Annotated in this window: 20 protein-coding genes; 17 read left to right on the top strand and 3 right to left on the bottom strand. The window is 74.0% G+C overall.

All coding sequences use genetic code 11. From position 1 onward, the window contains the following. The first annotated feature begins 186 nt into the window (after nt 1–186). The 4 genes from JX575_RS11825 to JX575_RS11810 all read left to right on the top strand — a co-directional run bounded on the left by JX575_RS11825 (nt 187) and on the right by JX575_RS11810 (nt 3,246). Nucleotides 187–633, top strand: a complete 447-nt coding sequence (locus tag JX575_RS11825) for an SAV_6107 family HEPN domain-containing protein (RefSeq protein ID WP_186341054.1) — start codon at nt 187–189, stop codon at nt 631–633. A gap of 109 nt (nt 634–742) precedes the next feature. After that, nucleotides 743–1,513 carry a methyltransferase domain-containing protein gene (locus JX575_RS11820; protein ID WP_186341055.1) on the top strand — a complete coding sequence of 257 codons (771 nt, stop codon included), beginning with the start codon at nt 743–745 and terminating at the stop codon, nt 1,511–1,513. A 24-nt stretch (nt 1,514–1,537) separates the two neighbouring features. Then, nucleotides 1,538–2,707: a DNA polymerase IV gene (gene dinB, locus JX575_RS11815; RefSeq protein ID WP_241005121.1), complete on the top strand. Its 1,170-nt coding sequence runs from the start codon at nt 1,538–1,540 to the stop codon at nt 2,705–2,707. A 98-nt stretch (nt 2,708–2,805) separates the two neighbouring features. Next, a complete protein-coding gene (locus JX575_RS11810; protein ID WP_186341056.1) occupies nt 2,806–3,246 on the top strand; it encodes a DUF3040 domain-containing protein in 441 nt (146 codons plus the stop codon). A gap of 317 nt (nt 3,247–3,563) precedes the next feature. Here the strand turns inward: JX575_RS11810 and JX575_RS11805 are convergent, their stop codons facing one another. The 3 genes from JX575_RS11805 to JX575_RS11795 are packed head-to-tail and all read right to left on the bottom strand — an operon-like array spanning nt 3,564 to nt 8,231. Further along, entirely contained in the window at nt 3,564–5,930 is a 2,367-nt protein-coding gene (locus JX575_RS11805; RefSeq protein WP_186341057.1) for a DUF3488 and transglutaminase-like domain-containing protein, read from the bottom strand. Next, nucleotides 5,927–7,195, bottom strand: coding sequence for a DUF58 domain-containing protein (locus JX575_RS11800; protein ID WP_186341058.1), 1,269 nt, complete (start codon nt 7,193–7,195; stop codon nt 5,927–5,929). Before JX575_RS11800 ends, JX575_RS11805 begins: the two co-directional genes overlap by 4 nt. Beyond that, nucleotides 7,188–8,231: a MoxR family ATPase gene (locus JX575_RS11795; RefSeq protein ID WP_186341059.1), complete on the bottom strand. Its 1,044-nt coding sequence runs from the start codon at nt 8,229–8,231 to the stop codon at nt 7,188–7,190. Before JX575_RS11795 ends, JX575_RS11800 begins: the two co-directional genes overlap by 8 nt. Before the next feature lie 445 nt (nt 8,232–8,676). Here JX575_RS11795 and mraZ point away from each other — a divergent pair, with 445 nt between their 5' ends. From mraZ to JX575_RS11730, 13 genes are all read left to right on the top strand, one after another. Further along, entirely contained in the window at nt 8,677–9,105 is a 429-nt protein-coding gene (gene mraZ / locus JX575_RS11790; RefSeq protein WP_056607086.1) for a division/cell wall cluster transcriptional repressor MraZ, read from the top strand. Nucleotides 9,106–9,420: 315 nt separating this feature from the next. After that, nucleotides 9,421–9,579, top strand: coding sequence for a hypothetical protein (locus JX575_RS11785; RefSeq protein WP_186341060.1), 159 nt, complete (start codon nt 9,421–9,423; stop codon nt 9,577–9,579). A gap of 4 nt (nt 9,580–9,583) precedes the next feature. Continuing rightward, nucleotides 9,584–10,561 carry a 16S rRNA (cytosine(1402)-N(4))-methyltransferase RsmH gene (rsmH, locus tag JX575_RS11780; protein WP_186341061.1) on the top strand — a complete coding sequence of 326 codons (978 nt, stop codon included), beginning with the start codon at nt 9,584–9,586 and terminating at the stop codon, nt 10,559–10,561. Further along, nucleotides 10,558–11,118: a hypothetical protein gene (locus tag JX575_RS11775; protein ID WP_186341062.1), complete on the top strand. Its 561-nt coding sequence runs from the start codon at nt 10,558–10,560 to the stop codon at nt 11,116–11,118. Before rsmH ends, JX575_RS11775 begins: the two co-directional genes overlap by 4 nt. A 92-nt stretch (nt 11,119–11,210) precedes the next feature. Then, nucleotides 11,211–12,983 (top strand): penicillin-binding protein 2, encoded by a 1,773-nt coding sequence (locus tag JX575_RS11770; RefSeq protein ID WP_241005120.1) that lies wholly within the window; start codon nt 11,211–11,213, stop codon nt 12,981–12,983. A 17-nt stretch (nt 12,984–13,000) separates the two neighbouring features. Continuing rightward, a complete protein-coding gene (locus JX575_RS11765; RefSeq protein ID WP_241005119.1) occupies nt 13,001–14,587 on the top strand; it encodes a UDP-N-acetylmuramoyl-L-alanyl-D-glutamate--2,6-diaminopimelate ligase in 1,587 nt (528 codons plus the stop codon). Then, nucleotides 14,584–15,999, top strand: a complete 1,416-nt coding sequence (gene murF / locus JX575_RS11760; protein ID WP_186341063.1) for a UDP-N-acetylmuramoyl-tripeptide--D-alanyl-D-alanine ligase — start codon at nt 14,584–14,586, stop codon at nt 15,997–15,999. Before JX575_RS11765 ends, murF begins: the two co-directional genes overlap by 4 nt. After that, nucleotides 15,996–17,108 (top strand): phospho-N-acetylmuramoyl-pentapeptide-transferase, encoded by a 1,113-nt coding sequence (gene mraY, locus JX575_RS11755; RefSeq protein ID WP_186341064.1) that lies wholly within the window; start codon nt 15,996–15,998, stop codon nt 17,106–17,108. Before murF ends, mraY begins: the two co-directional genes overlap by 4 nt. Further along, complete coding sequence (murD, locus tag JX575_RS11750; protein WP_186341065.1) at nt 17,080–18,615, top strand: UDP-N-acetylmuramoyl-L-alanine--D-glutamate ligase; 1,536 nt, start codon at nt 17,080–17,082, stop codon at nt 18,613–18,615. The genes mraY and murD overlap by 29 nt, the downstream gene beginning before the upstream one ends. 32 nt (nt 18,616–18,647) lie before the next feature. Further along, entirely contained in the window at nt 18,648–19,976 is a 1,329-nt protein-coding gene (ftsW, locus tag JX575_RS11745) for a putative lipid II flippase FtsW (RefSeq protein ID WP_186341066.1), read from the top strand. A 10-nt stretch (nt 19,977–19,986) separates the two neighbouring features. Continuing rightward, nucleotides 19,987–21,066 (top strand): undecaprenyldiphospho-muramoylpentapeptide beta-N-acetylglucosaminyltransferase, encoded by a 1,080-nt coding sequence (gene murG / locus JX575_RS11740; protein ID WP_186341067.1) that lies wholly within the window; start codon nt 19,987–19,989, stop codon nt 21,064–21,066. Continuing rightward, nucleotides 21,063–22,475, top strand: a complete 1,413-nt coding sequence (gene murC, locus JX575_RS11735; protein ID WP_186341068.1) for a UDP-N-acetylmuramate--L-alanine ligase — start codon at nt 21,063–21,065, stop codon at nt 22,473–22,475. The genes murG and murC overlap by 4 nt, the downstream gene beginning before the upstream one ends. Next, on the top strand, nt 22,476–23,336 hold the full coding sequence (locus JX575_RS11730; RefSeq protein ID WP_241005118.1) for an FtsQ-type POTRA domain-containing protein: 861 nt from the start codon (nt 22,476–22,478) through the stop codon (nt 23,334–23,336). It abuts the gene before it with no gap. Nucleotides 23,337–23,559: the final 223 nt, after the last annotated feature.

Genomic DNA, 23,559 nt, shown 5'->3' with positions numbered 1-23,559 from the left:
TTCGAACATCTGTTCGATGCGACCCGGGTGGGCGTGACCTCGACCCCCACCTCCACCCGGGTCGGCCCCGGGTCGACCGAGGTGCGGAGGAGGCACGATGAGTCAGGACCACGACCCTGTCGAGGTGCGGAGCGGGGTGACGGACGACTCCCGCGGCTCGCCGGTCGCCCGGACCGAGGAGCGGGCATGAGTGCCGCCGCTGCGAGCGCCCGCCGCCACCCACTGGCGCAGCCGGGCCCGCACCTGCTGCCGGCCACCGCCCACTCCTACCTCCAGCGCTCCGCCACGTCGCTGCGCGACGCGATCACGGCTCGCGACGTGCCCACGCGCTACGCCTGCGCCCACGTCGCGGCCCTCTGCGCGGCGGCCGCACTGCTTGCCGCCCGCGCCCGGCCCGCGCCGCGGGGGCGCCGGCAGAAGAACGCCTGGGTGCTGCTGGCCGAGGTCGCCCCCGAGCTCTCCGAGTGGGCGACCTTCTTCGCCGCGGGTGCGGCCAAGCGGGCCGCCGCCGAGGCGGGCTCGACCCGTGCCGTGAGCGAGCGGGAGGCCGACGACCTGGTGCGCGACGCCGACCGCTTCCTGGCCGTGGTCGAGCAGACGCTCGGCCTGGTCCCGCACGCGAGCGTCGCCTGAGGCGGGGGAGAGAGGTGACCTCCGACTCGCGCGTCCTCCCGTCCGGACGATCCGGGCGCGCCCGCGTGCGCCCGCGGGGCTCGGTCGACGAGCCACTAGGGTGGCGCCCATGGCCCAGCCGTCCGCCAGCCCGTCCGCCAGTGAGCGCCGCCAGTCCGTCCGCAGCGGCGTGGCCTGGGAGGGCGTACGCCGGCTCCTGGAGCACCGTGGTGACGCGGAGGGTCGGCCCGCCCGCATCGTCGACGTCGGCGGCGGCACCGGCGGCTTCGCCGTGCCCCTGGCCGAGCTCGGCCACGCCGTCCGGGTCATCGACCCCAGCCCCGACGCGCTGGCCGCGCTCGACCGACGCGCCCGCGAGCGTGGGGTGGCCGACCGCGTCACCGGGCAGCAGGGCGACCTGTCCGACCTGCCGCACCTCGTCGACGAGGCCGACCTCGCCGACCTCGTCCTGTGCCACGGCGTGCTGGAGATGGTCGACGACGCCGCCGCGTCGGTGGCGTCGATCGCCGGGGTGCTGCGCCCCGGCGGGCACCTCAGCCTCCTGGTGGCGCAGCGTCACGCCGCCGTGGTGGCGCGCGCCATGGCCGGGCACTTCCAGGCCGCCCGTGAGCTGCTCGACGACGGCGGGTCGTCGGCGGGACAGCCCGGACGCGGTGGGCACCGCTTCACCCACGACGAGGTCGTCGAGCTGCTCGCCACCGCGGGCCTGCGTCCCGAGAGCGTGCACGCCGTCCGCGTCTTCGCCGACCTCGTCCCGGGCAGCCTCCTCGATCTCGAGCCGGGCGCGACCGCGGCGCTGCTCGAGCTCGAGCAGGCCGTGGCCACCCGCCCCGAATACCTCCCCCTCGCTGCCCAGCTCCACGTCATCGCCCGGCGCTGACAGTCGCCCCCGCGGGGGCCGGCGGTGACCGAGACGCCGCTCCTCCACGTCGACATGGACGCGTTCTTCGCCTCCGTGGCGCTGCGGGAGCGTCCCGACCTGGTCGACCAGCCGGTGGTGGTGGGCGGCAGCGGGCGCGGCGTCGTGCTGGCCGCCAACTACGTCGCGCGCGGCTACGGCATCCGCTCGGCGCTGCCGATGGCGCGGGTGCGTCGGCTGTGCCCGCACGTCGTGGTGCTCGCGCCCGACTACGCCACCTTCGCCGGCGTCTCCGCCTCGGTGATGGAGACCTTCCGCGACGTCACTCCCGTGGTGGAGGCGATGTCGCTCGACGAGGCCTTCCTCGACGTGCGCGGTGCGACCCGACGCCTGGGCGAGCCCCGTGAGATCGCGGAGCGGCTCAGGGCCACCATCCACGACGAGCAGGGCATCACCTGCTCGGTGGGGGTCGCGGCATCGGTGTCGGTGGCCAAGGTCGCGAGCCGGCGCGCCAAGCCCGACGGCGTGGTCGTGGTGCCGCCCGCCGAGGTCGCGTCGTTCCTGCACCCGCTCGACGTCGGGGAGCTCTTCGGCGTCGGCGAGAAGACCCGGACGGTGCTGCGCCGCGCCGGCCTCCTCACCGTGGGCGACGTCGCGCACACGCCGCTCCCCACCCTCCAGCAGACCCTGGGCCGCCACCTCGGTCGCCACCTCCACCAGCTCGCGTGGGGCACCGACCGCAGCGAGCTCTCCGCGACACCCGGCCCCCACGAGCCCGAGAGGTCGATGGGTGCGGACGAGACCTTCGCCCGCGACACGGCCGACCGCGAGGTCGTCGTCCGCGAGCTCCTGCGCCTCTCCGCGCGGGTCACCGGCCGGATGCGTGCGGCCGGCGTGGTCGGGCGCACGATCACGCTCAGGGTCCGCTTCGCCGACTTCACGACCATCACGCGCTCGCGCACGATGCCCGAGGTGACCGACGTGACGGTGGAGGTGCACCGTGCGGTGACCAGGCTCTACGACGCGCTCCGGCTGCGGCGCGAGCGCCTGCGTCTGGTCGGCGTCCGCGTCGAGGGTCTGGTCCCTCGGGCGATGGTGCAGCGGCAGCTGGTGCTCGGCGAGCCCGAGCACGGATGGGCCGAGGCCGACCGTGCGGTGGACCGGGCCACGCGCCGCTTCGGGGCGGCCGCCGTGCGCCCGGCGAGTCTCGTGTGAGGGAGGCGTTCCTCGCCCCTCGGACGGAATTTTCTGGGGGACGCCTACCCTAGGCGCAGCAGCGTGCCTAGACTTGCAGCAGAAGGTGAGGAGGAACCGTGGAGCTCTCCGAGGAAGAACTGCGAATGCTCGAGCAGATGGAGCGCGCCCTCGTCGAGGAAGACCCCAAGCTCGCCTCCACCCTGCGCGGCACGTCCTTCCAGCGGGCTGCTCGTCGCCGGATGATCCTGGGCGGTGCCGTGCTCCTCGTCGGCATCGGTCTGCTGATCGTCGCGGTGCTCCTCGACCTCAACGCCGTCCTCCAGACGGTGGTCGGTGTGCTGGGCTTCGTGGTGATGCTCGGCGGCGCGATCCTGGCCCTGACCTCCGCGCGCAGTCCCGGTCACCCGGCGGCTCCCACGGTGCGTGCCTCGGGCCGCACCGGCTTCGGGGTCGTCGACGGCGGTCGCCCCAGCCGGCCCGCCCGGCAGCGCTCGGGCGGCCCCTTCATGGAGCGCATGGAGGAGCGGTGGCGTCGCCGCCGCGAGCGCGGCCTCTGACCTCCGCAGCACGCGCATCACGTCCCATCGACGCCAGGCGCCCGCTCGTCCGACTGCGTCCCTCGGCTGGGAGCTGAGCCTGTTCCTGCTGACGCTCGACCTCGTGGGCGTCGCGATCGTGACGGCCACGCCGTCCTTGGCGATGGTCGCCGTCATGGTGTGCGCCGCCGCTGCTCCCGTGGCCGTCGTCAGCTTCTTCGTCCGGCTGGTCGCGGCGATGATCGACGAGAGTCGGCGTCGGCGGCTGCTCCGCCGTGTGACCTGGGCCCGACCTGAGCCCGGCCCGAGCCCTGCCCCGTTCCTGCCGGGCCGGGCCGTCAGCCGACGAGCTCGTCGACCGTCTGGGTGGACTCCCGGTCGGGGGTCGCGGTCGTGGCCCGGGCCGACCGGGAGCGGCGACGCCACGACGTACGCCGTCCCACCACCGATGCGGGCCACCACCGCGCCCTGCGCTCCTCGCGCGGCGTCACGCCTGCGGCCAAGGACTCCTCGACGACGAGGAGGTCGGCGCCGAACCGGTCGGCGGTGCAGGTCTCGGGATCGCGGGCGTAGCGGCTGCGCTCCAGCGTGACGACGAGCCGGTCGAGCGCCTGGGCGGCCCCGGGAGCCTGATCGCGTCCGCGCCGCGGCCGGTCGGGCCGCGACGCGTCGTCGACGGGTGCCGCGAGGAGCCGGCCGATCCAGTCGCCGGCCCGACGCGGCGAGCGGCCGTCCGGCCATGCGTGGCCGAGGTCGACGGCCACGTCGCGCAGCTCGGCCCAGAGGTCCTCGATGCCGCCCTCGAGTCGGCGGCGCCGACGTGCCCGCCGGACCAGGTGCGGCGTCGCCAGCACGAGCGCCACCAGGGCCAGACCGAGCAGGCCCGACAGCACGGGCACCCAGGGGATCGAGGACGCGCTGCTGTCGTCGGCCGCCGCCTCGGCGTCGGCCTCCTCGCCCCGCTCGGGCAGCAGCTCGGTCGACCGGCTGGCGCTGGGGGACGGCGCCTCGGTGACCGCCTCGAACTCGGCCTCGGTGTAGTCGGGCGTCTGCGTGGCGCGGTCCTGCGGGGTGGGCTCGAACCGCACCCAGCCCGAGCCGGGGAAGTAGAGCTCGGGCCACGCGTGGAGGTCGTGAGAGGAGAACTCCCACGACCCGTTGGTGGCCCGCTCGGGCTCCAGGAAGCCCACGGCCACGCGGCTCGGGATGCCGATGACCCGCGCCATGATGGCCATCGTCGCCGCGAACTGCTCGCAGTAGCCCACCCGGTCGTTGAGGAACGCGAGCAGGTCGGCACTGCCGTCGCCCGCCGACGGCACCTCGGCGAGGTCGTAGCGGAACCCGCCGTCCTCGCGGAACCACTGCTGCAGCAGCTGCGCCTTCTGGAAACGGGTGGGCGCGTCGGCGGTGACGCTGGCCGCGATTCGCCGGATCTCGTTGCTGAGGGTGGGGGGCACCTCGGTGAAGATGCCGGCCACCGACCCGGCGCCCGACACGGCCGAGTCCATCCGCTGGGCGTCGTAGGTCAGCTGGACGCCGGTGTAGTCGTAGGTGCTGTCGGCGGTCGTGACGTCCTCGCGGGCCGCGATGACGTCGCGGGTGTCGAGGTCGAAGCGCCAGTCGGTGCCGGCCGCGATGCGGGTCGTCTGCGCGGCGGTGGGCAGCCACGCCGAGGTGAAGTCGGGGCCCACCCGCACGTCGTACTTGAACTCGCGGCGCGGCACGTCGCCGCTGACCCCGTCGAGGGGCGGGAGGTCACCGGTGGCCGACTGCGACTCGGGGATCTCGCGGTCGCCCGGCGTCCACTCCGACCCGCTGAAGCGAGCGAGCACCGAGACGCGCAGGTAGGTGGGCTTGGGCCCGGAGGTGGTGACCCACAGCAGGGGCACGTCTGCGCCGCGGGTCAGGTCGCGGCGCAGGTCGACCATCGGGTCCTTGACCTCGACCTCGCGGGTGCCCGGACCCTTGCCCTCGAAGACGCTCATGCTCATGGTCGGCACGGCCGCCGGCACCACGACGGCCAGCGCGATCGCGGTGGCGCCGAGGGCCAGCGCAGTGTTGCCGATCGCCCCGGTGCGGACGGAGAACGAGCCCTTCTCGCCGTCGGGCGCCCGTCCCCAGCTGGTCACGTGGTCGCTGTGCTGGAGAAAGACCAGGGAAAGGAAGAGGCCGGCGACCACGACGAACAGCCACCACGACACGGCCTCGCCCGTGACCGCGACGGGCAGCGTGTAGGCCGCGAGCAGCACCAGGCCGGCTACGGGCGCGCGGCGCAGCGTGCAGGCGACGAGGTCGACGAGCAGCACGATCAGCGTCCCTCCGACCAGGAGCAGCGGATGGACGGAGGGCACGCCGAGCTGGATGGGGGCGGCATAGTCGCGCGAGGTCTGGAGGGCGTCGTCCAGCGCGGCCAGGAACGCCTCGACGTTGCCCGGGGTCGGGACGGGTGAGCCGGTGGTGGTGCCCAGCACCAGCAGCGCGGCCACCACGACCTGGCCGGCCACGACGGCGAGCGCGGGCAGCCGGCTCCACCGACCGAGGGCGCCCATCGCGGCGACGACGACGCCGATCATCAGCAGCGGGATCGCGACCCGGGGGAAGCCCTCGGTCAGCACGCGCCACGACAGCACCGTCGCCCACGCCGCGAGCAGGGCGATGCCGGCGATCCGCAGCTGGTGGGGGAGCGTGCTCCACTCGGTCCTCATCGGCTCGCCCCCGCTGACGCGGTGGCACGGCTCCGCATCAGCCCGAGCTCCTGCCAGGCCGTGTCGAGGCGGTCGCGCGGGCCGAGGGTGATCGAGCGCCAGCCGGTCGCGGTGAGGTGGGCGGCCGACCCGGGGCCGGGGTGGACCGGGAGGTGGGGCGCCCACGCGTCGACGTCGAGGGCGATCGCCAGGCTGGACGACGCGTGGTGCTGGAGCCGGCGCAGGAAGGGCAGGTCGGTGTCGCCGAGCGCGCCGAAGACGCCGATCGTGAGGCCGCCGTGGCCGGGCTCGGCCAGCCACTGCGTGTCGGGAGCGGGCGAGTGGTCGAGCTGCACGACGGCGAGCGCCTCGAGCAGCGGGATCGTGCTGGCCGCGGCGGTGTGGGAGTGCCACTCGGTCTCCCGGCTGTCGCCGGACGCCGTGACCAGCCGGACGGTGTAGCCGTGGTGCGTGAGGTGGACGGCGATGGAGGCCGCGGCCGACACGGCCGCCTCCAGCGAGCTGGCCGCGCCCTGCCCTCGGTGGGCGGTGCCCCGGTTGTCGAGGAACACCGTCGCCCGCGACTGCCAGGGCTGCTCCTCGCGGCGCACCATCAGCTCGCCGACGCGGGCCGAGCTGCGCCAGTGGACGCGCCGCAGGTCGTCGCCGCGCCGGTACTCGCGCACCGTGACGTCCTCCGCGCTGCCGGTGGCGAAGGCGCGCGGGCGGTTGTCCCCCGACCCGGTCCACGCCCCGCCCAGCGGGATGCTGGGCAGCGCGACGGTGCGCGGGGTGACCGTCAGCCGCGACGTGGCGTGGAACGTGCGGCCCAGCTCGACGAGGCCGAACGGGTCCGTCACCCGCACCGCCATCGGGCCGATCTCGAACTGGCCCCGCAGCTCCGAGCGCACCTGGTAGGTCGCGTGCCGGCGCCAGCCGTGGCCGAGGCCCTCGAGCACGAAGCGGGGCCGTGTGCCGAGCACGTAGGGCAGCCGCTCCTCCAGGAGCAGCACGCCAGTGGGGGTGCGCGACTCGTTGGAGACGGTGAGCTCCACCGTCGCCGGCTGACCGGCGACCACCAGCTGCGGCGACACGGTGCGCACCAGTGCGAGGCGGTAGCGCGAGCGCCCGACCCACCAGGCGGTGAGGAGCGGCAGCGCCGCGACCAGCACGCCGATGCGGACGACCGAGGGGTGTCCCACGACGATGGCCGCGACCACCGTGGTGATGCCGGCGGCCAGGAACGCCCGTCCGCGGACGGTCAGCGCAGCAAGTGCCTCACGCACGGCTGCCGCGTGGGATCGACGGGGAGCCGGTCGTGGAGTGGGACGTGGCGTGTGACGTGGAGTCGGACGCGGTGGGCACCGGCACCGACTCCACGATGCCGGACAGGATCGCCGAGGTGGTGCGTCCGCTCATCGTCGCCTCGACGTTGGGCAGCAGCCGGTGCGCGAGGACGGACGAGGTGATGCCGTACACGTCGTCGGGCAGGACGTAGTCGCGTCCCTGCGTGGCGGCGACGGCCTTGGCGGCGCGGACGAGGTGGAGCGTCGCCCGCGGCGAGGCGCCGAGGTGGAGGTCGTTGCTCGCGCGCGTGGCGGTGGTCAGTGCCACGGCGTAGCGCTGGACGGCGGGCGCGACGTGCACGCGCCCGACGATCTCGATGACCTTGCGGATCTCGCCGGCGTCGGTGACCGGCTCGAGGTCGTCGAGGGGGTTGCGGGCGGTGTGCCCCTCGAGCATCGCGATCTCCGCCGACTCGACCGGGTAGCCGACCGACACCCGCGCCATGAAGCGGTCGCGCTGTGCCTCGGGGAGGGCGTAGGTGCCCTCCATCTCGATCGGGTTCTGCGTCGCGATCACCATGAACGGCCTCTCGAGCTGGTAGGTCGCGTTGTCGACGGTGACCTGGCGCTCCTCCATGCACTCCAGCAGCGCGGACTGGGTCTTGGGCGACGCACGGTTGATCTCGTCGCCGACCACGATGTTGGCGAAGACGCCGCCGGGGCGGAACTCGAACTCGCGGGTGTCCTGGTTGAACACCGAGACCCCGGTGACGTCGGAGGGCAGCAGGTCCGGCGTGAACTGGATGCGCCGTACCGAGCAGTCGATGCTCCGGGCCAGCGCCTTGCTCAGCTGCGTCTTGCCGACGCCGGGCACGTCCTCGATGAGGAGGTGGCCCTCGGCCAGCAGCACGACGAGCGCGGCGTTGACGACGTCGGGCTTGCCGGCGATGACGCGCTCGATGTTGCCGCGCACGGCCCCGGTCACCCGGCGCACGGTGTCGAGATCGGGCGCCTGCCCGGTGGACCCAGTCGTCACGTCGTTCGTTCCCCTCGTGCCCGTGCGGTCGACCCGTCCGCCGATCCGTTCGCCGATCCGGTCGTCGACCTCGCCACCACGGTATGTGGTGCGCGCAACATACCGCTCGGTCGCTGCCGCGGCGCCGATGCGGAGACGAACGCCCTCGTCCTGCGCTCCCCTCGGCACCACCCTTCGCCACGCCGTTCCCCACTTCGCTCCACCACGGCGCGCCGGCTTCCCCCACCGACCCTCCACCAGGGCCGTCCTGAGCGTGGATCGGCCCCGTTCCGCGCTCCCGGACCGGTCACGGCGCGGCGCGTGCGCACCCATCGGAGAGGTCGCGGAGCCGCCGATCCGGGCGCGAAACGCGCTCGATCTGGTTGACGGTGGAGCGAAGTGGGGTACTGTGGTGCGAAGTGGGGGACAGGGTCGATCTTTCCCGCCGAGCAAGGGGAGGTGCCGGGTGTTCTTCGGCACCTACACGCCCAAGCTCGACGAGAAGGGCCGTCTCTTCCTCCCGGCGAAGTTCAGGGACGAGCTGACGGAGGGACTCGTGGTGACCAGGGGACAGGAGCGCTGCCTCACTGTCTGGTCGCTGGAGGACTTCGGCCGGCTCACCGACCGGCTCCGAGAGGCGCCGGTCACGCAGAAGAACACCCGTGACTACGTCCGCATGCTGTTCGCCGCCGCCAGCCAGGAGGTGCCGGACAAGCAGGGGCGGATCAACATCCCGGCCCCACTGCGGGAGTACGCCTCGCTCCGCAAGGAGTGCGTCGTCATCGGGTCGATGAACCGGATCGAGATCTGGGACCCGACCGCGTGGGCGACCTACTCCGAGGAGCAGGAGCAGAAGTTCTCCGAGCTCAGCGACGAGGTCTTCCCCGGGATCTGAGCACCACCCCGCAGCAGCACCAGCACGCACCACCCGACAACGCCAGACAACAGCACAGCTGACATCGCGACCCGTATCACCAGGTCTCGAGCCCGCTCCTCGCGGCCATCTGGGGCACTTCCCCGGCACCAGAGGGCACCCCCTGCTCCGGCAGGGGGCAAGGAGCGGGCAGGGACCTGGTGCGGCGGCTCGCCCCGTGCCACACGGCGGGGAGTGTCAGCCGCACCGCCAGCTCCGGCCCCGCCACCTCAACATCCGGCCCGGCCGGGCCGGCGCCCAGCACGTACATCCGCAGCAACCAGTGGGGTCGAGACGATGAGCACCACCCAGCGCGTGGGACGCACGGCAGCACCGCCGTCGCGGGTCCGCGACCAGGCGCGTGAGGCGGTCGCGCTCGTCGCGTTCTCGGCCGCGACCGCCTGCGGGCTGGCGCTCGCCCTGCTCCTGCTGATGCGCCTGGGCTCCCAGGGTTGAGCAGATGACGACTCCCCGCCACGCCCCGGTGCTCCTCGACCGGGTCGTCGCCCTGCTGGCCCCTGCGCTCGAGGCCCCCGGCTCGGTCTACGTCGACTGCACCCTCGGCCTCGGCGGGCACAGCGAGGCCGTCCTCGAGCGCCTCCCCCACGCCCGCGTGATCGGGATCGACCGCGACCCCGAGGCGCTGCGGATGTCCTCCGAGCGGCTCGCGTCCCACGGCGACCGGTTCACCGCCGTGCACGCCGTCTACGACGAGCTGCCGGAGGTGGTCGGCTCGCTCGGCCTGGACCACGTCGACGCCGTGTTCTTCGACCTCGGCGTGTCCTCGATGCAGCTCGACGTGCGTGAGCGCGGGTTCGCCTACGCCGAGGACGCGCCGCTCGACATGCGGATGGACCCCACCACCGGCCCGACCGCGGCCGAGCTGCTCAACACCGCGACCGCCCAGGAGCTGACCCGGATCCTGCGGGAGTACGGCGAGGAGAAGTTCGCCAGCAGGATCGCCCGCGAGGTCGTCCGGCGCCGCGAGGCGACGCCGTTCAGCACCAGCGCCGACCTCGTCGAGCTGCTCTACGCCACGATCCCCGCACCCGCCCGGCGCACGGGCGGCCACCCGGCCAAGCGCACCTTCCAGGCGCTGCGGATGGCGGTCAACGACGAGCTCGCCGTGCTGCGGCGGGCGATCCCGGCCTCGATGGAGGTCATCGGCGTCGGTGGGCGGGTGGTGGTCGAGTCCTACCACTCGCTCGAGGACCGGCTCGTCAAGCGGGCGTTCGCCGACGCCACCCGCCTCGACGTGCCGCCGGACCTGCCGTTCGTGCCCGAGGGCGCCGAGCCGGCCCTGCGGCTGGTCACCCGCGGCGCCGAGCGGGCCGACGAGCAGGAGATCGCCGAGAACCCCCGCGCCGCCTCCGTCCGCCTGCGCGCCGTCGAGCGCGTCCTCCCGTCCACTCCCACTTCCCCAGGAGTCGTCCGATGAGCAGTCCCGCCCTCCAACCCCGGACCCGGGTCACGCGGATCGCCCAGGAGGCCGTCGACAAGGCCCGCCTGAGCGTCGTGCCGCGGGTGCGCACCCGCGCCCCGCGGATGCCGTTCATGACGTTGGTGAGCCTCGTCCTGCTCGCCGGGATCGTCGGCCTGCTGCTCTTCAACACCTCGTTGCAGCAGGCGTCCTTCGCCGCGTCCGCCCTCGAGTCCGAGGCCGACACCCTCGCCGCCCGCGAGCAGACCCTGCGCATGGAGCTCGACGAGCTGCGCAACCCGCAGCGGGTCGCCTCGCAGGCCCAGGCGATGGGGATGGTCATCCCCGCCGCACCGGTGTTCCTCGACCTCGAGACCGGCGAGACGAGCGGCGTCCGCACGCCCGCCACCCCGGAGAACGCGCTGCTGCTGCAGCCGCCCGCCCCGGTCAAGCCGGCCGTCCTGGCCCCGCGCCCGACCTACGTCGAGGTGCCGGCCGCTCCGCGCGTCGAGGAGCAGGGCGCGACCGCCGCGGGAGGCACCGACGCCAAGCCGCGCAAGAAGCGCAACCGCTGACGGCGCGCTCGCGCGGATCCGTCGCGCCGCGCGCCTAGATTGTCGACCAGGCCGGCTCCACCCCGGAGCCGTCCGGGAAGCGAGGGAGATCAGTGCCGAGCACCCGCCCCAGGCGCGGCGCCTCACGTGGCGCGCCCATGCTGCGCCTGCGCATCGGGTTCGTCCTCATCGCGATGGTCCTCTCCTTCTTCGGTGCCCGGCTGGTGCAGCTCCAGGGCGTCGATCCCCGCTCCTACGCGGTCCGCGCGGCCGCCGAGGGCGCGGTGCGGGTGCCGCTGGAGGCCGAGCGCGGCGACATCCTCGACCGCAACGGCCAGCCGCTCGCCGACTCCGTCAAGGGCAAGATGGTCATCGCCGACCCCGCGCTCACCGCAGACCGGGCGCCCGAGCTCGCCCGGCTGCTGACCGACCGGCTCTCCGTCGACTACTTCAGGACCCTCACCGCGCTGCGCGGCCGCAAGGACGGCAGCCGCTTCGAGTACGTCGCCCGGCGGGTGCCGAGCACGCTGGCGGGCGACACCCTCGCGGCCCTCGACGAGGCCGGCTTCAAGGGCATCAGCCTGCAGGACGACCCGATCCGGTCCTACCCCTCCGGTGACGTGGGCGCCAACCTGATCGGCTACATGGGCACCGACGAGCCGCTCGGCGGCTTCGAGCGCACCTTCGACACGCAGCTGGCCGGCGTCGACGGCGAGGCCACCTGGCAGTCCAACTCGGGCAAGGGGGTGCGGATCCCGCTGCGCGAGAGCACCCTCAAGGCCGCCCGCAACGGCGAGGCGCTGCGCACCACCATCGACCGCGACCTGCAGTGGTTCACCCAGAAGGTGCTCGCGCAGTCGGTGCGCCAGTACCGCGCCGAGAGCGGCGCCGCGGTCGTCATGGACACCCGCACCGGCGAGATCCTCGCGCTCGCCGACTACCCGACCTTCGACGCCAACGTGCCGACCGAGTCCGACCAGGACGACCTCGGCTCGCGCGCCATGAGCGACACCTACGAGCCCGGGTCGGTGCAGAAGGTGCTCACCGCCGCCTCGCTGATCGACGCAGGCAAGGCGTTCCCGCGTCAGCGCTTCAAGGTGCCGTCCAGCCTCGCGCGCCAGGACCGGGTGATCGGCGACTGGTTCGACCACGGCGACATCCGGCTCACCCTGGCCGGCATCATCGCCAAGTCGTCCAACATCGGCACGGTGCTCGCCGCCGACGCGTTCTCGCCGCCGGAGCTGGTGGCCTACCTGAAGCGGTTCGGGCTCGGCACGCGCACCGACATCGGCGTCCGCGGCGAGACCCCCGGCATCCTGACCCCCGGCGAGGCGATGACGTCGCAGACCAAGGACCGCGTCGCCTTCGGGCAGTCGCTCTCGGTCAACGTCGCCCAGATGGCCGCGGCCATCAACACCATCGCCAACGGGGGAGTGCGGGTCTCGCCCAGTCTCGTCTCGGGGTCCGCGGTCACCGACGACGGCGTCACCGTCGGCACCGACGTCGCCACGCGTACGCGCGTCGTCAGCAAGAAGGCCGCGCGCGCGACCGCACGGATGATGGAGAAGGTCGTCGACCCCGAGGACGGCGTCGCGCCCGCGGCACAGGTGCCCGGCTACCTCGTCGCCGGCAAGACCGGCACCGCCCAGCGGGTCGCCAGCGACGGCACCGGCTACGACGGCAGCACGTCGGTCTCCTTCGGAGGGTTCGCTCCCGCCGACGACGCCCGCTTCACCGTCTACGTCGTGGTGCACGCCCCCCGGGTCGACGGCGGCGGCGGCTCGATCGCGGGGCCGGTGTTCTCCCGGATCATGGGCTACGTCCTGGGCCGCTACGGCGTCGCGCCCACCGACGGCACCCCGTCGCGCCTGCCCGTCGAGTGGTGAGTCGATACGCTCGGTCGGTGCACGAGTCTGTGAGTGCGACGCGACCACGGCAGTCCCCGTCGACCCCTGCGGTCGAGCTCGCCGAGTGGCTCGCGGCGACGACGGAGGTGGCCGTCCACGGCGATCTCGACGTCGTGGTCACCGGCATCTCGCTGAGCACCGCGCGGGTGCGCCCCGGCGACCTCTACGCCGCGCTCCCCGGCGCGCGCGCCCACGGCGCCGACTACGCCGAGCAGGCCCTGGCGGCCGGGGCGGTCGCCGTGCTCACCGACCCCGACGGCCTCGACCGGCTCCCGCCGGGCACGCCCGCCCTCGTCGTGGCCGACCCCCGACGGGTGCTCGGCCGGCTGGCCGCCCGGGTCTACGGCGACCCCGCCGACGCGCTCCGCGTCGTCGGCGTCACCGGCACCCAGGGCAAGACCACGACCACCCGGCTCCTCGAGCAGGGCCTCACCGCCGCGGGGGTGACCTCGGCGGTCATCGGCACCGTCGGCACCCGGGTCGCCGGGGAGGACGTCCGGACCCAGCTCACCACCCCGGAGGCGCCCGACCTGCACGGCCTCTTCGCGGTGATGCGCGAGCGGGGCGTCGACACCTGCGCGATGGAGGTCTCCAGCCACGCCCTCGTGCTCGGCCGCGTCGAGGGGGTGCGGTTCGACGTCGCCACGTTCCTCAACCTCGGGCGCGACCACCTCGACTTCCACGCCGACCTCGACGACTACTTCGCCGCCAAGGCCGGCCTCTTCACGCCCGAGCGGGCCCGGGTCGGTCTGACCAACGTCGACGACGAGTTCGGCAGGCGCCTGCTCGACGTGGCGCGCATCCCGATGTCGACCTACTCCTCGCGCGGCGCCGACGCCGACTGGCGGGCCACCGACGTCGAGCTCTCCGCCGACGGCGCGCGCTTCACCGTCCTCGGCCCGGGGGTCGAGGTCCCGGCGCAGGTGCTCCTCCCGGGCGAGTTCAACGTCTCCAACGCCCTGGCCGCCATCGCCTCGGCAGCCCTCGCCGGGCTCGACCCGCGCCGGGTGGCCGACGGGATCGCCCGCGTGGGCGGGGTGCCGGGCCGGCTCGAGCCGGTGACGGCCGGCCAGGACTTCACCGTGGTCGTCGACTACGCCCACAAGCCCGACGCCCTCGAGGCGGTGCTGGCCACCCTCCGGCCGCTGACGGACGGACAGGTGGTCGTCGTGGTGGGGGCCGGGGGCGACCGCGACACCGCCAAGCGCCCGGTCATGGGCGAGATCGCCGCGCGGCTCGCCGACGTCGTCGTCGTCACCGACGACAACCCCCGCACCGAGGACCCCGCGACCATCCGCGCCGCGCTGCTGGCGGGTGCGCGCGGCGGCGCTGCGGAGGTCCTCGAGGTGGGGGAGCGCCGGCTCGCGATCCGGGAGGCCGTGCGGCGCGCCCGCACCGGTGACGTGGTGCTCATCGCCGGCAAGGGCCACGAGACCGGCCAGGAGGTCGACGACGTGGTGCACCCCTTCGACGACCGGGTCGTCGCCGCCGAGGAGGTCGAGTCGGCCCTGGCCGCGCGACGCGACGGCACCACGGGGTCGGAGGCGCCGGCCCGCTCCGACGGCTCGGGGGCCCGCGCATGATCGAGATGTCGCTCGACGAGATCGCCCACGTGGTCGGCGGCACCGCCCACGGGGAGGCGCTCGTGCGCGGCGGCGCGTTCATCGACACGCGCACGCCCGAGGACGGCGGACTCTTCGTGGCGGTCACCGGCCAGCGGGTCGACGGTCACGACCTGGCCCGCGCCGCCGGCGACGCCGGCGCCGTCGCCGTGCTCGGCACCCGGCCCACCGAGCTGCCCACCGTCGTCGTGGCCGACGTGACGACGGCCCTGGGGCTGCTGGCCCGGCACGTCGTCGACCGGCTCCCCGACGTGGTCGTCCTCGCGATGACGGGCTCGCAGGGCAAGACGGGCACGAAGGACTACCTCGCCCACGTGCTGTCCGAGGACGCGCCGACCGTCGCCACCCGCGGCAACTTCAACAACGAGCTCGGCGTCCCGCTGACCGTGCTGCGCGCCACCTCCGAGACCCGCTACCTCGTCGTCGAGATGGGGGCCCGTGGGATCGGCCACATCGCCGAGCTGTGCGCGATCGCGCCACCGCGCGTGGCCGCGGTCCTCAACGTCGGCTCGGCCCACATCGGCGAGTTCGGCAGCCGGGAGGCGATCGCGCTGGCGAAGGGCGAGATCATCGAGGCGCTGCCGGCCGACGGCACGGCGGTGCTCAACGCCGACGACGACCTGGTGGCCGCGATGGCCCCCCGCACCCACGCGCAGGTGATGACCTTCGGCAGTGCGTCCGAGAGGTCCGCGCAACACCCGGTCCCCGACGTCGCCGTCAGCGAGGTGACCACCGACGAGCTCGGTCGGCAGTCGTTCGAGCTGGCCCACCGCGGCTCGGGGGCCACCGTGCACCTCGCGACGATCGGCGCCTACCAGTGGCGCAACGCCGCGGCAGCCGCCGCCATGGCACTGGCGGCAGGGCTCGACCTCGACACGGTCGCCGACTCGCTGGGCGACGCCGTGCCGGCGAGCCGCTGGCGCATGGAGCTCGGCGAGCGTCCCGACGGCCTGGCCGTCCTCAACGACGCCTACAACGCCAACCCCGAGTCGATGACGGCCGCGCTGGAGACCCTGGCCGGCATCGGCGCACGCAGCGGGCGGCGTACGGTCGCGGTGCTCGGCCAGATGCTCGAGCTCGGCGACGGGGCCGCCGAGGCCCACCGCGGTGTGGGCGCCTACGCCGCGGAGGCCGGGATCGACGTCCTGGTCGCCGTCGGCGACGAGGCCGCCGCCATCGCCGAGGGCTTCACCGCGGTCGGACGTGGGGGAGTGAGCATCGCCACGGCGGGGCGTGACGAAGCCGCCGACTGGCTGCGGCACAATGTCTCGGCTGCTGATGTCGTCCTGGTGAAGGCATCGCGGGGGGCGGCGCTGGAACTGATCGCCGACGACCTCCTGACCGGGAGCGGCAAGGAAGGAAGCACCACATGAGAGCCATCCTGTTCGGAGGAGGACTCTCCCTGCTGATCTCGCTGCTGGGCACGCGCTACGCGATCAGGTTCTTCACCCGCCAGGGATTCGGGCAGCCGATCCGTGACGACGGGCCGACCACCCACCACGTCAAGCGCGGCACCCCCACGATGGGCGGGGCGGTCATCGTGCTCGCCACCGTCGTGGGCTACGCCGCCGCCAAGGTGATCACCGGCACGGCACCGACGGCCTCGGCGCTGCTGCTGCTGTTCCTCTTCGTCGGCCTGGGCACCGTCGGCTTCCTCGACGACTTCCTCAAGGTCAGCCGGCAGCACAACCTCGGGCTGCGCAGTCGCGCCAAGATGATCGGCCAGACGCTCGTCGCGGTCATCTTCGGCTTCCTCGCGCTCTCGCCGGCGCTGGAGGACGAGCGTGGCTGGCGACCGGCGTCCGACCACATCTCCTTCATCCGCGACTACGAGCGCTTCGCGCTGCCGACGGCCCTCGCGATGCTGCTGATCTGGTTCTTCGTGACCGGGTTCAGCAACGCGGTCAACCTCACCGACGGCCTCGACGGGCTGGCAGCGGGATCCTCGATCCTCGTCTTCGCCGCCTACACGCTGGTCAACATCTGGCAGAACAGCCAGTCGTGCGCCCTCCAGGCCGGACCGAAGTGCTACGAGGTGCGCGACCCGCTCGACCTGGCCGTGGTCGCCGCGGCCATCACGGGAGCCTGCTTCGGCTTCCTGTGGTGGAACGCCTCGCCCGCGCAGATCATCATGGGCGACACCGGCTCGCTCGCCCTGGGCGGCGCGATGGCCGGCTTCGCGATCATGACCCGCACCGAGCTGCTGCTGGTGATCATCGGCGGCCTCTTCGTCGCCGTCACCCTGTCGGTGATGATCCAGGTCTCGGTGTTCAAGGCGAGCCGCGCGAGCGGGCTCTTCCGCAGCATCTTCAAGGTGCAGCCCGGCCACCGGGTGTTCCGGATGACCCCGCTGCACCACCACTTCGAGATGCTCGGCTGGGAGCAGGTCACGATCGTGATCCGCTTCTGGATCATCACCGGCCTCGCGGTCGCCACGGGCCTGGGCATCTTCTATGCCGAGTGGGTCGCGGGCATTGGCTAGCACCCCGGGCGGTCTCGACGTCGACGGGCTGGGGCGCACCAGCGACTGGTCCGGCGTGCGCGTCGTCGTCGCCGGGTTCGGCGTCTCGGGGTTCGCCGCCGCCGACAACCTGCTCTTCCTCGGCGCGCAGGTGACGGCGCTCGACGAGTCGACCAGCGACGAGAAGGCCGAGAGGGCCCGGCTGCTGGAGACCCTGGGCGCCACCATCCGCCTCGAGCCCGGCGCCACCGACGTCCTGCCCGACGACGTCGACCTGGTGGTCACCTCGCCGGGCTGGCGTCCCACCGCGCCGCTCCTCGCCCAGGCCGCCGAGCGGGGCGTGCCCGTGTGGGGCGAGGTCGAGCTGGCCTGGCGGCTCCGCGACCCCGACCACGCCGCTCCGTGGCTGGCCGTCACCGGCACCAACGGCAAGACCACGACCGTGCAGATGCTGCGGTCCATCCTCACCGCGGCCGGCCTGCGTGCGGTCGCCGTGGGCAACGTCGGTCGCCCGATCGTCGAGGCCGTGATGGACCCCGAGCCCTACGACGTCCTCGCCGTCGAGCTCTCCAGCTTCCAGCTCCACTACACCCGGTCGATGGCCGCCGAGTCCGCCGTCGTGCTCAACCTCGCCGAGGACCACCTCGACTGGTACGCCGACGAGCCGGGCGGCCGCACCGGCATGGAGGTCTACGCCGCCGACAAGGCGCGGGTCTATGCCGGCGTCGAGCGCGCCTGCGTCTACAACCTGGCCGACCCGGCCACCGAGGACATGGTGCGCGAGGCCGACGTCGTCGAGGGCGCTCGGGCGGTCGGCTTCACCCTCGGCACGCCCGGCCCGGGCAACCTCGGCGTCGTCGACGACCTGCTGGTCGACCGGGCCTTCATCGAGGAGCGGGCCACCAGTGCCGCCGAGCTCTGCACGCTCGGCGACCTCGCCTCCCCGGCCCCGCACTTCGTCGCCAACGCCCTCGCCGCCGCCGCCCTGGCGCGCGCGCACGGCGTGAGCCAGCAGGCCGTGCGCGACGGGCTGCGGGCCTTCCGGCCCGACGGCCACCGCATCGCCCACGTCGCCGAGGCCCGCGGCGTCACCTGGATCGACGACTCCAAGGCCACCAACCCGCACGCCGCGCAGTCCTCCCTGTCCGCCTACGAGCCCGTCGTGTGGGTCGCCGGCGGGCTGGCCAAGGGGGCCCGCTTCGACGACCTCGTGCGGTCCGTGCGCGGCCGGTTGCGCGGCGTCGTCCTGCTGGGCCGCGACCGCCGGGTCGTCGCCGACGCTCTTTCGCGACACGCGCCCGATGTGCCGGTCATCGATGTGGGCGCCGACGAGACTGGGGATCCGATGGAGCGCGTGGTCGACGCGGCCGCCGGGCTCGCCAGGGCCGGTGACACGGTGTTGCTCGCGCCGGGATGCGCCTCCATGGACATGTTCACCGACTACGGCGCTCGCGGCGACGCGTTCGCCACCGCGGTGCACGCTCACATCGACCGCACCGACCAGACCGACCCGCCCGACACCGACTGAGGGCGCGCACCGACCCGAGGGGAGCCGCGACGATGACCACCGTCAACCCCGGGGACGTCGGGCTGGGCGTCGCGTCGCCACCGGTGGACGGTGCCGCGGACGGGACGGTGGACGGGCAGGTCGACGCCCCCACGCGTGCGTCGTCCCCACGCCCGCCGCTCGGCTCGGGCCTCGCCGCGGGCTGGCGCTCGGTGCGCGAGGCGCTCGACAAGCCCCTCGCCTCCTACTACCTGCTGCTCGGCGCCTCGGCGCTGCTGCTCACCATCGGCGTGATCATGGTGCTCAGCGCCTCCAGCGTGCGGGCCTACCTCACCTACGACGACTCCTACGCCGTGGTGAAGCGCCAGCTGCTGTGGGTCGCGATCGGGCTGCCCGCCGCCTGGGTGGCGTCGCGGATCCCGGTGCGGCACGTGCGCCGGCTGGCCTATCCGAGCTTCCTGGTGGCGCTGGTGCTGCTGGCCCTCGTCGCTCGCTTCGGCGTGCTCGTCAACGGCAACAAGAACTGGCTGGCCGTTGGCCCGGTCAACATCCAGCCGGCCGAGATCGCCAAGCTGGCCATCGTGCTGTGGGCGGCCAACATCTACGCCCACAAGGAGCGCCGCCTCCGCGAGCTGCACCACCTGCTCGTGCCGGTCGTGCCGGGCCTGTTCGCGGTGATCGGCCTCGTGCTCGTCGGCCGCGACCTCGGCACGGCGATGGTGCTGGCGGCCATCCTCCTCGGGATGCTGTGGGTGGTCGGGGCCCCGTTGCGGCTGTTCGGGCTCAGTCTCTCGGTGATGGGGGTGGCGGCGCTCGCGCTGGCCGCCACCGACCCCGAGCGGCTGGAGCGCATCACGCACTTCACCGACCCGTTCAAGGACTACACCGACGCCGGCTGGCAGCCCGCCCACGGCCTCTACGCCCTGTCCAGCGGCGGGTGGTTCGGGCAGGGGATCGGTGCGTCGACCCAGAAGTGGGGCGATCTCCCCGAGGCCCACACCGACTTCATCTTCGCCGTCCTCGGCGAGGAGCTCGGCCTCGTGGGCACCCTGCTGGTCGTCGGTCTCTTCTTCACCATCGCCTACGCCGCGATCCGCGTCGCGCTCAGCACCCAGGACCCGTTCGTGCGCTACGCCACGTTCGGGATCGTGGTGTGGCTGCTCGGCCAGATGATGATCAACGTCGGCATGGTGCTCGCCGTCCTGCCCGTCATCGGCATCCCGCTGCCCATCGTGTCCTACGGCGGGTCGGCCCTCCTGCCGTCGCTGGTGGCCCTCGGGCTGGTGATCGGGTTCGCCCGCCGGGAGCCGGAGGCCGCGGCGGCGCTGGCGGCACGCCGTCGCAACCGCTCCGCCGGCCTGTCCGCGGGCCACGCTCGCTAGGTTTGGCCCGATGCGCGTACTCCTCGCCGGCGGTGGATCCGCCGGCCACACCTCGCCCCTGCTCGCCACGGCCGACGCCCTGCGGCGGCTCGACCCGGGGGTCCGGGTGACCTGCCTCGGCACCCGCGAGGGACTCGAGGCCCGGCTCGTGCCCGAGGCCGGCCTGCCGCTCGAGTACGTGCCCCGCGTGCCGCTGCCGCGGCGTCCCAGCCCCGAGCTGCTCCGGACGCCGACGCGGTTGCGCGCCGCCCGCGCGGCGGCCCTCGAGGTGGTCGACCGGGTGCGCCCCGACGTGGTCGTGGGCTTCGGTGGCTATGTCTCCGTGCCCGCCTACCTGGCCGCCCGCAAGCGCGGAGTGCCGATCGTCGTCCACGAGGGCAACGCCATGCCCGGGATCGCCAACCGGCTCGGGGCGCGGATGACGTCCCACGTGGCCACCAGCTTCCCGGGCACGGAGCTGCCGCACGCCGTGTGCATCGGCCTGCCGATCCGGCGGCTCATCTCGACCCTGGACCGGGGTGCGCTGCGCGGTGAGGCGCTCACCACCTTCGGCCTGCGCGACGACCTGCCGACCCTGCTGGTCACCGGTGGCTCGCAGGGCGCCGCGCGCATCAACGCCGCGGTCTCCGGCGCCGCCCCCGACCTCGCGGCCGCCGGGGTGCAGGTGCTGCACATCGTGGGACCCGCGCACGAGCTCGCCGTCGAGCCGGGCGAGGTGCCCTACGTCGTGCTCAACTACGTCGACCGGATGGACCTCGCCTACGCCGCGGCCGACGCGGTGCTGTGCCGCTCCGGCAGCAACACCGTCACCGAGGTCTCCGGGGTCGGCCTGCCGGCCGTCTACGTCCCGCTGCCCATCGGCAACGGCGAGCAGGCGCTCAACGCGCGCCCGGTCGTCGACGCCGGCGGCGGCCTCCTGGTCTCCGACGCCGCCCTGACCCCGGAGTGGGTCGCGGCCACCCTGCCGGGCCTCCTCACCGACCCGGCGCGGCTCGCCGCCATGGGCGCCGCCGCGACCGGCGTGATCCCGCTCGACGCCGACGAGAAGCTGGCGCGCATCGTCCTCGACGCCGCAGGCGGACGGTCGTGAGGATCCCGGTCCCCGACGAGGTGCTGCCCGCGGCGGCGCTCGGCCGCGTCCACTGCATCGGCATCGGCGGCGCCGGCATCTCCGCGATCGCGCGCATCATGGCCCAGCGCGGCGTCCCGGTGACGGGCAGCGACGACCACGACACCCCGTTCCTTCCCGCGCTGCGCGAGCTGGGGGTGACCTGCCACCTCGGCTACGACGCCGCGCACCTCGGCGACGCCGACACCGTGGTCGTCACCACGGCTGCCCGCGAGGACAACCCCGAGGTGGTCGAGGCGCGCCGCCGCGGCCTGCGCATCCTGCCCCGCTCAGCCGGTCTCGCCTCGGTGATGCTCGGCTCGCGGGTCCTGGCCGTCGCCGGCACCCACGGCAAGACGACGACCACGGGCCTGCTCACGTCCGCGCTGCTGGCCGCCGGCGTCGACCCGTCGTACGCGGTGGGCGGGGTGCTCAGCGCCACCGGCCGCAACGCCGACGCCGGCACCGACGACCTGTTCGTCGCCGAGGCCGACGAGAGTGACGGCGCCTTCCTGCACTACCGCCCCCACGCGGCGATCGTCACCAACGTCGAGGCCGACCACCTCGACAACTGGGGGACGGAGGAGGCCTACCACCGCGCGTTCGACGACTTCGCCGCCACCCTCGACCGCAGCGGCTTCCTGGTGTGCGTGGTCGACGACCCCGGTGCGGCGCGGCTCGCGCGCCACGCCCGCGACGCCGGCCTCGAGGTGGTGACGGTGGGGGAGTCGCCCGACGCCGACGTCCGTGTCCACGACCTGCTGCTCGACGGCTCCACCTCGGTGTGCCGCGTCACCCAGCACGGCAGCGACCTCGGCGAGCTGCGGCTGCGGATCCCCGGGCGCCACTACGTCCTCGACGCGGTCGCCGCGCTGGCCATGGGCCTGCGGCTCGGTCTTCCGTTCGCGTCCCTCGCCGAAGGGCTGGGCGGCTTCACCGGCACCGGACGCCGCATGGAGCTGAAGGGCGAGGCGGCAGGCGTGCGCGTCTACGACTCCTACGCCCACCACCCCGTCGAGATCCGGGGCGACCTCGAGGCCGCCCGGGCCCTCGCCGGCGACGGACGCGTCATCGCCGCCTTCCAGCCCCACCTCGTCTCCCGCACTCGCATCTTCGGCGAGGCGATGGGCGCCGAGCTCGGTGCCGCCGACGAGGTCGTCGTGCTCGACGTCTACGTCGCGCGCGAGGACCCCGACCCGGCGGTGACGGGCCTGCTCGTCGCCGACGCCGTCCCGCTGCCGGCCCAGCACGTGACCTACGTCGACGGGCTGGGCGCCGCGGCCCAGGCACTCGCCGAGCGGTCGCGCCCGGGCGACCTCGTGATCACCCTGGGCGCCGGCGACGTCACGACCGTCGGACCCCAGGTGCTCGACCTGCTCGGAGGTGCCTGAGTGGACCGCGACGCGCCGCCCCGCGACTCCCGGCCCACTGGCCCGGGCGCGGTCTCGGGCAGCGACGCGGAGCACGGCGGACCCGACCCCCGGGCCGTGGCCCGGCAGCGCAAGCAGGCCGAGCGGGAGGCGAGGTCGGCCCGGCGCACCCGGCGCCGCTTCGCCCGGCGGCAGTGGGCGCGCCGGTGGCTGTCCCTGCGCTACGTCCTCGCCCTGCTGCTGGTCCTCGCGCTGCTCGCCACCGGCGTGCACCTGGTCTTCTTCTCCACCAGGCTCCAGGTGCAGCGCGTCGAGGTGGTGGGCAACACCCTCCTCAGCGACGGCCGGGTCCGGGAGGTCGCCGACGTGCCGCTCGGGGAGCAGCTCGCGCTCGTCGACCTCGCGCGCGCCCGGGCGCGCGTCGGCGCGCTCGCCGAGGTCGAGTCCGTCGACGTGACGCGCACCTGGCCCGACTCCGTGCGGATCGCGGTGGTCGAGCGCACCGCCGTGGCCGTCGTCGAGCTCGCCGGCCGGATCCGCGGCCTCGACGCCGACGGGGTGGTCTTCCGCGACTACCGCGCGGTGCCGAAGGGGATCCCGCGGGTGCGCCCCGGCAGCACCGCCGGCGGCGACGCGCTCCGCGAGGCCGCCACGGTCGTCTCGGCGCTCCCGGCCGACCTCGTCACCCGCGTCGACCACGTCGAGGTCGCCACCATCGACCAGATCACCCTCGTGATGCGTGACCGGCGCGAGGTGCTGTGGGGGAGTGCCGAGGACTCCGAGCTCAAGGCGCTCGTCGTGGACAAGCTGCTGGCCGCGCAGAAGGCGCCCTACTACGACGTCAGCGTCCCCGGCAACCCCACCTACCGCACCACTCCCTGACGGCTGCTCCCTGCCGGCTGTGGCCTCGCGGTGCGGTCGTGGCCGGCACACCGGGTGCAGAAATCGGCGCCGCGCCGGGCGTGTTGCCGGACTGGGGCAGAGCGGTCTGCCTATGGTCGTGCGAAAGGCGAGGTTGACATAACTATAACCCTCAGGCTCACGGTTAGGGTTCCGGCGGGCCGAGGGTGGCGGACTCGTCCATCCCCCTGACACAGACACTCAA

The sequence above is a fragment of the Nocardioides sp. zg-1228 genome (assembly GCF_017086465.1).
GTDB lineage: Bacteria > Actinomycetota > Actinomycetes > Propionibacteriales > Nocardioidaceae > Nocardioides.
Note: the sequence above shows the minus strand (reverse complement) of the source record. Positions and strands in the feature narration are given on the sequence as shown.

What these genes read in the sequence shown, in the direction of transcription:
- JX575_RS11785 (WP_186341060.1), top strand. Translation starts at nt 9,421, where the DNA reads ATGAGCACCACCCAGCGCGTGGGACGCACGGCAGCACCGCCGTCGCGG.
- JX575_RS11775 (WP_186341062.1), top strand. Translation starts at nt 10,558, where the DNA reads ATGAGCAGTCCCGCCCTCCAACCCCGGACCCGGGTCACGCGGATCGCC.
- murF (WP_186341063.1), top strand. Translation starts at nt 14,584, where the DNA reads ATGATCGAGATGTCGCTCGACGAGATCGCCCACGTGGTCGGCGGCACC.
- JX575_RS11825 (WP_186341054.1), top strand. Translation starts at nt 187, where the DNA reads ATGAGTGCCGCCGCTGCGAGCGCCCGCCGCCACCCACTGGCGCAGCCG.
- JX575_RS11820 (WP_186341055.1), top strand. Translation starts at nt 743, where the DNA reads ATGGCCCAGCCGTCCGCCAGCCCGTCCGCCAGTGAGCGCCGCCAGTCC.
- murG (WP_186341067.1), top strand. Translation starts at nt 19,987, where the DNA reads ATGCGCGTACTCCTCGCCGGCGGTGGATCCGCCGGCCACACCTCGCCC.
- mraY (WP_186341064.1), top strand. Translation starts at nt 15,996, where the DNA reads ATGAGAGCCATCCTGTTCGGAGGAGGACTCTCCCTGCTGATCTCGCTG.
- JX575_RS11805 (WP_186341057.1), bottom strand. Translation starts at nt 5,930, where the DNA reads ATGAGGACCGAGTGGAGCACGCTCCCCCACCAGCTGCGGATCGCCGGC.
- rsmH (WP_186341061.1), top strand. Translation starts at nt 9,584, where the DNA reads ATGACGACTCCCCGCCACGCCCCGGTGCTCCTCGACCGGGTCGTCGCC.
- ftsW (WP_186341066.1), top strand. Translation starts at nt 18,648, where the DNA reads ATGACCACCGTCAACCCCGGGGACGTCGGGCTGGGCGTCGCGTCGCCA.
- murD (WP_186341065.1), top strand. Translation starts at nt 17,080, where the DNA reads ATGCCGAGTGGGTCGCGGGCATTGGCTAGCACCCCGGGCGGTCTCGAC.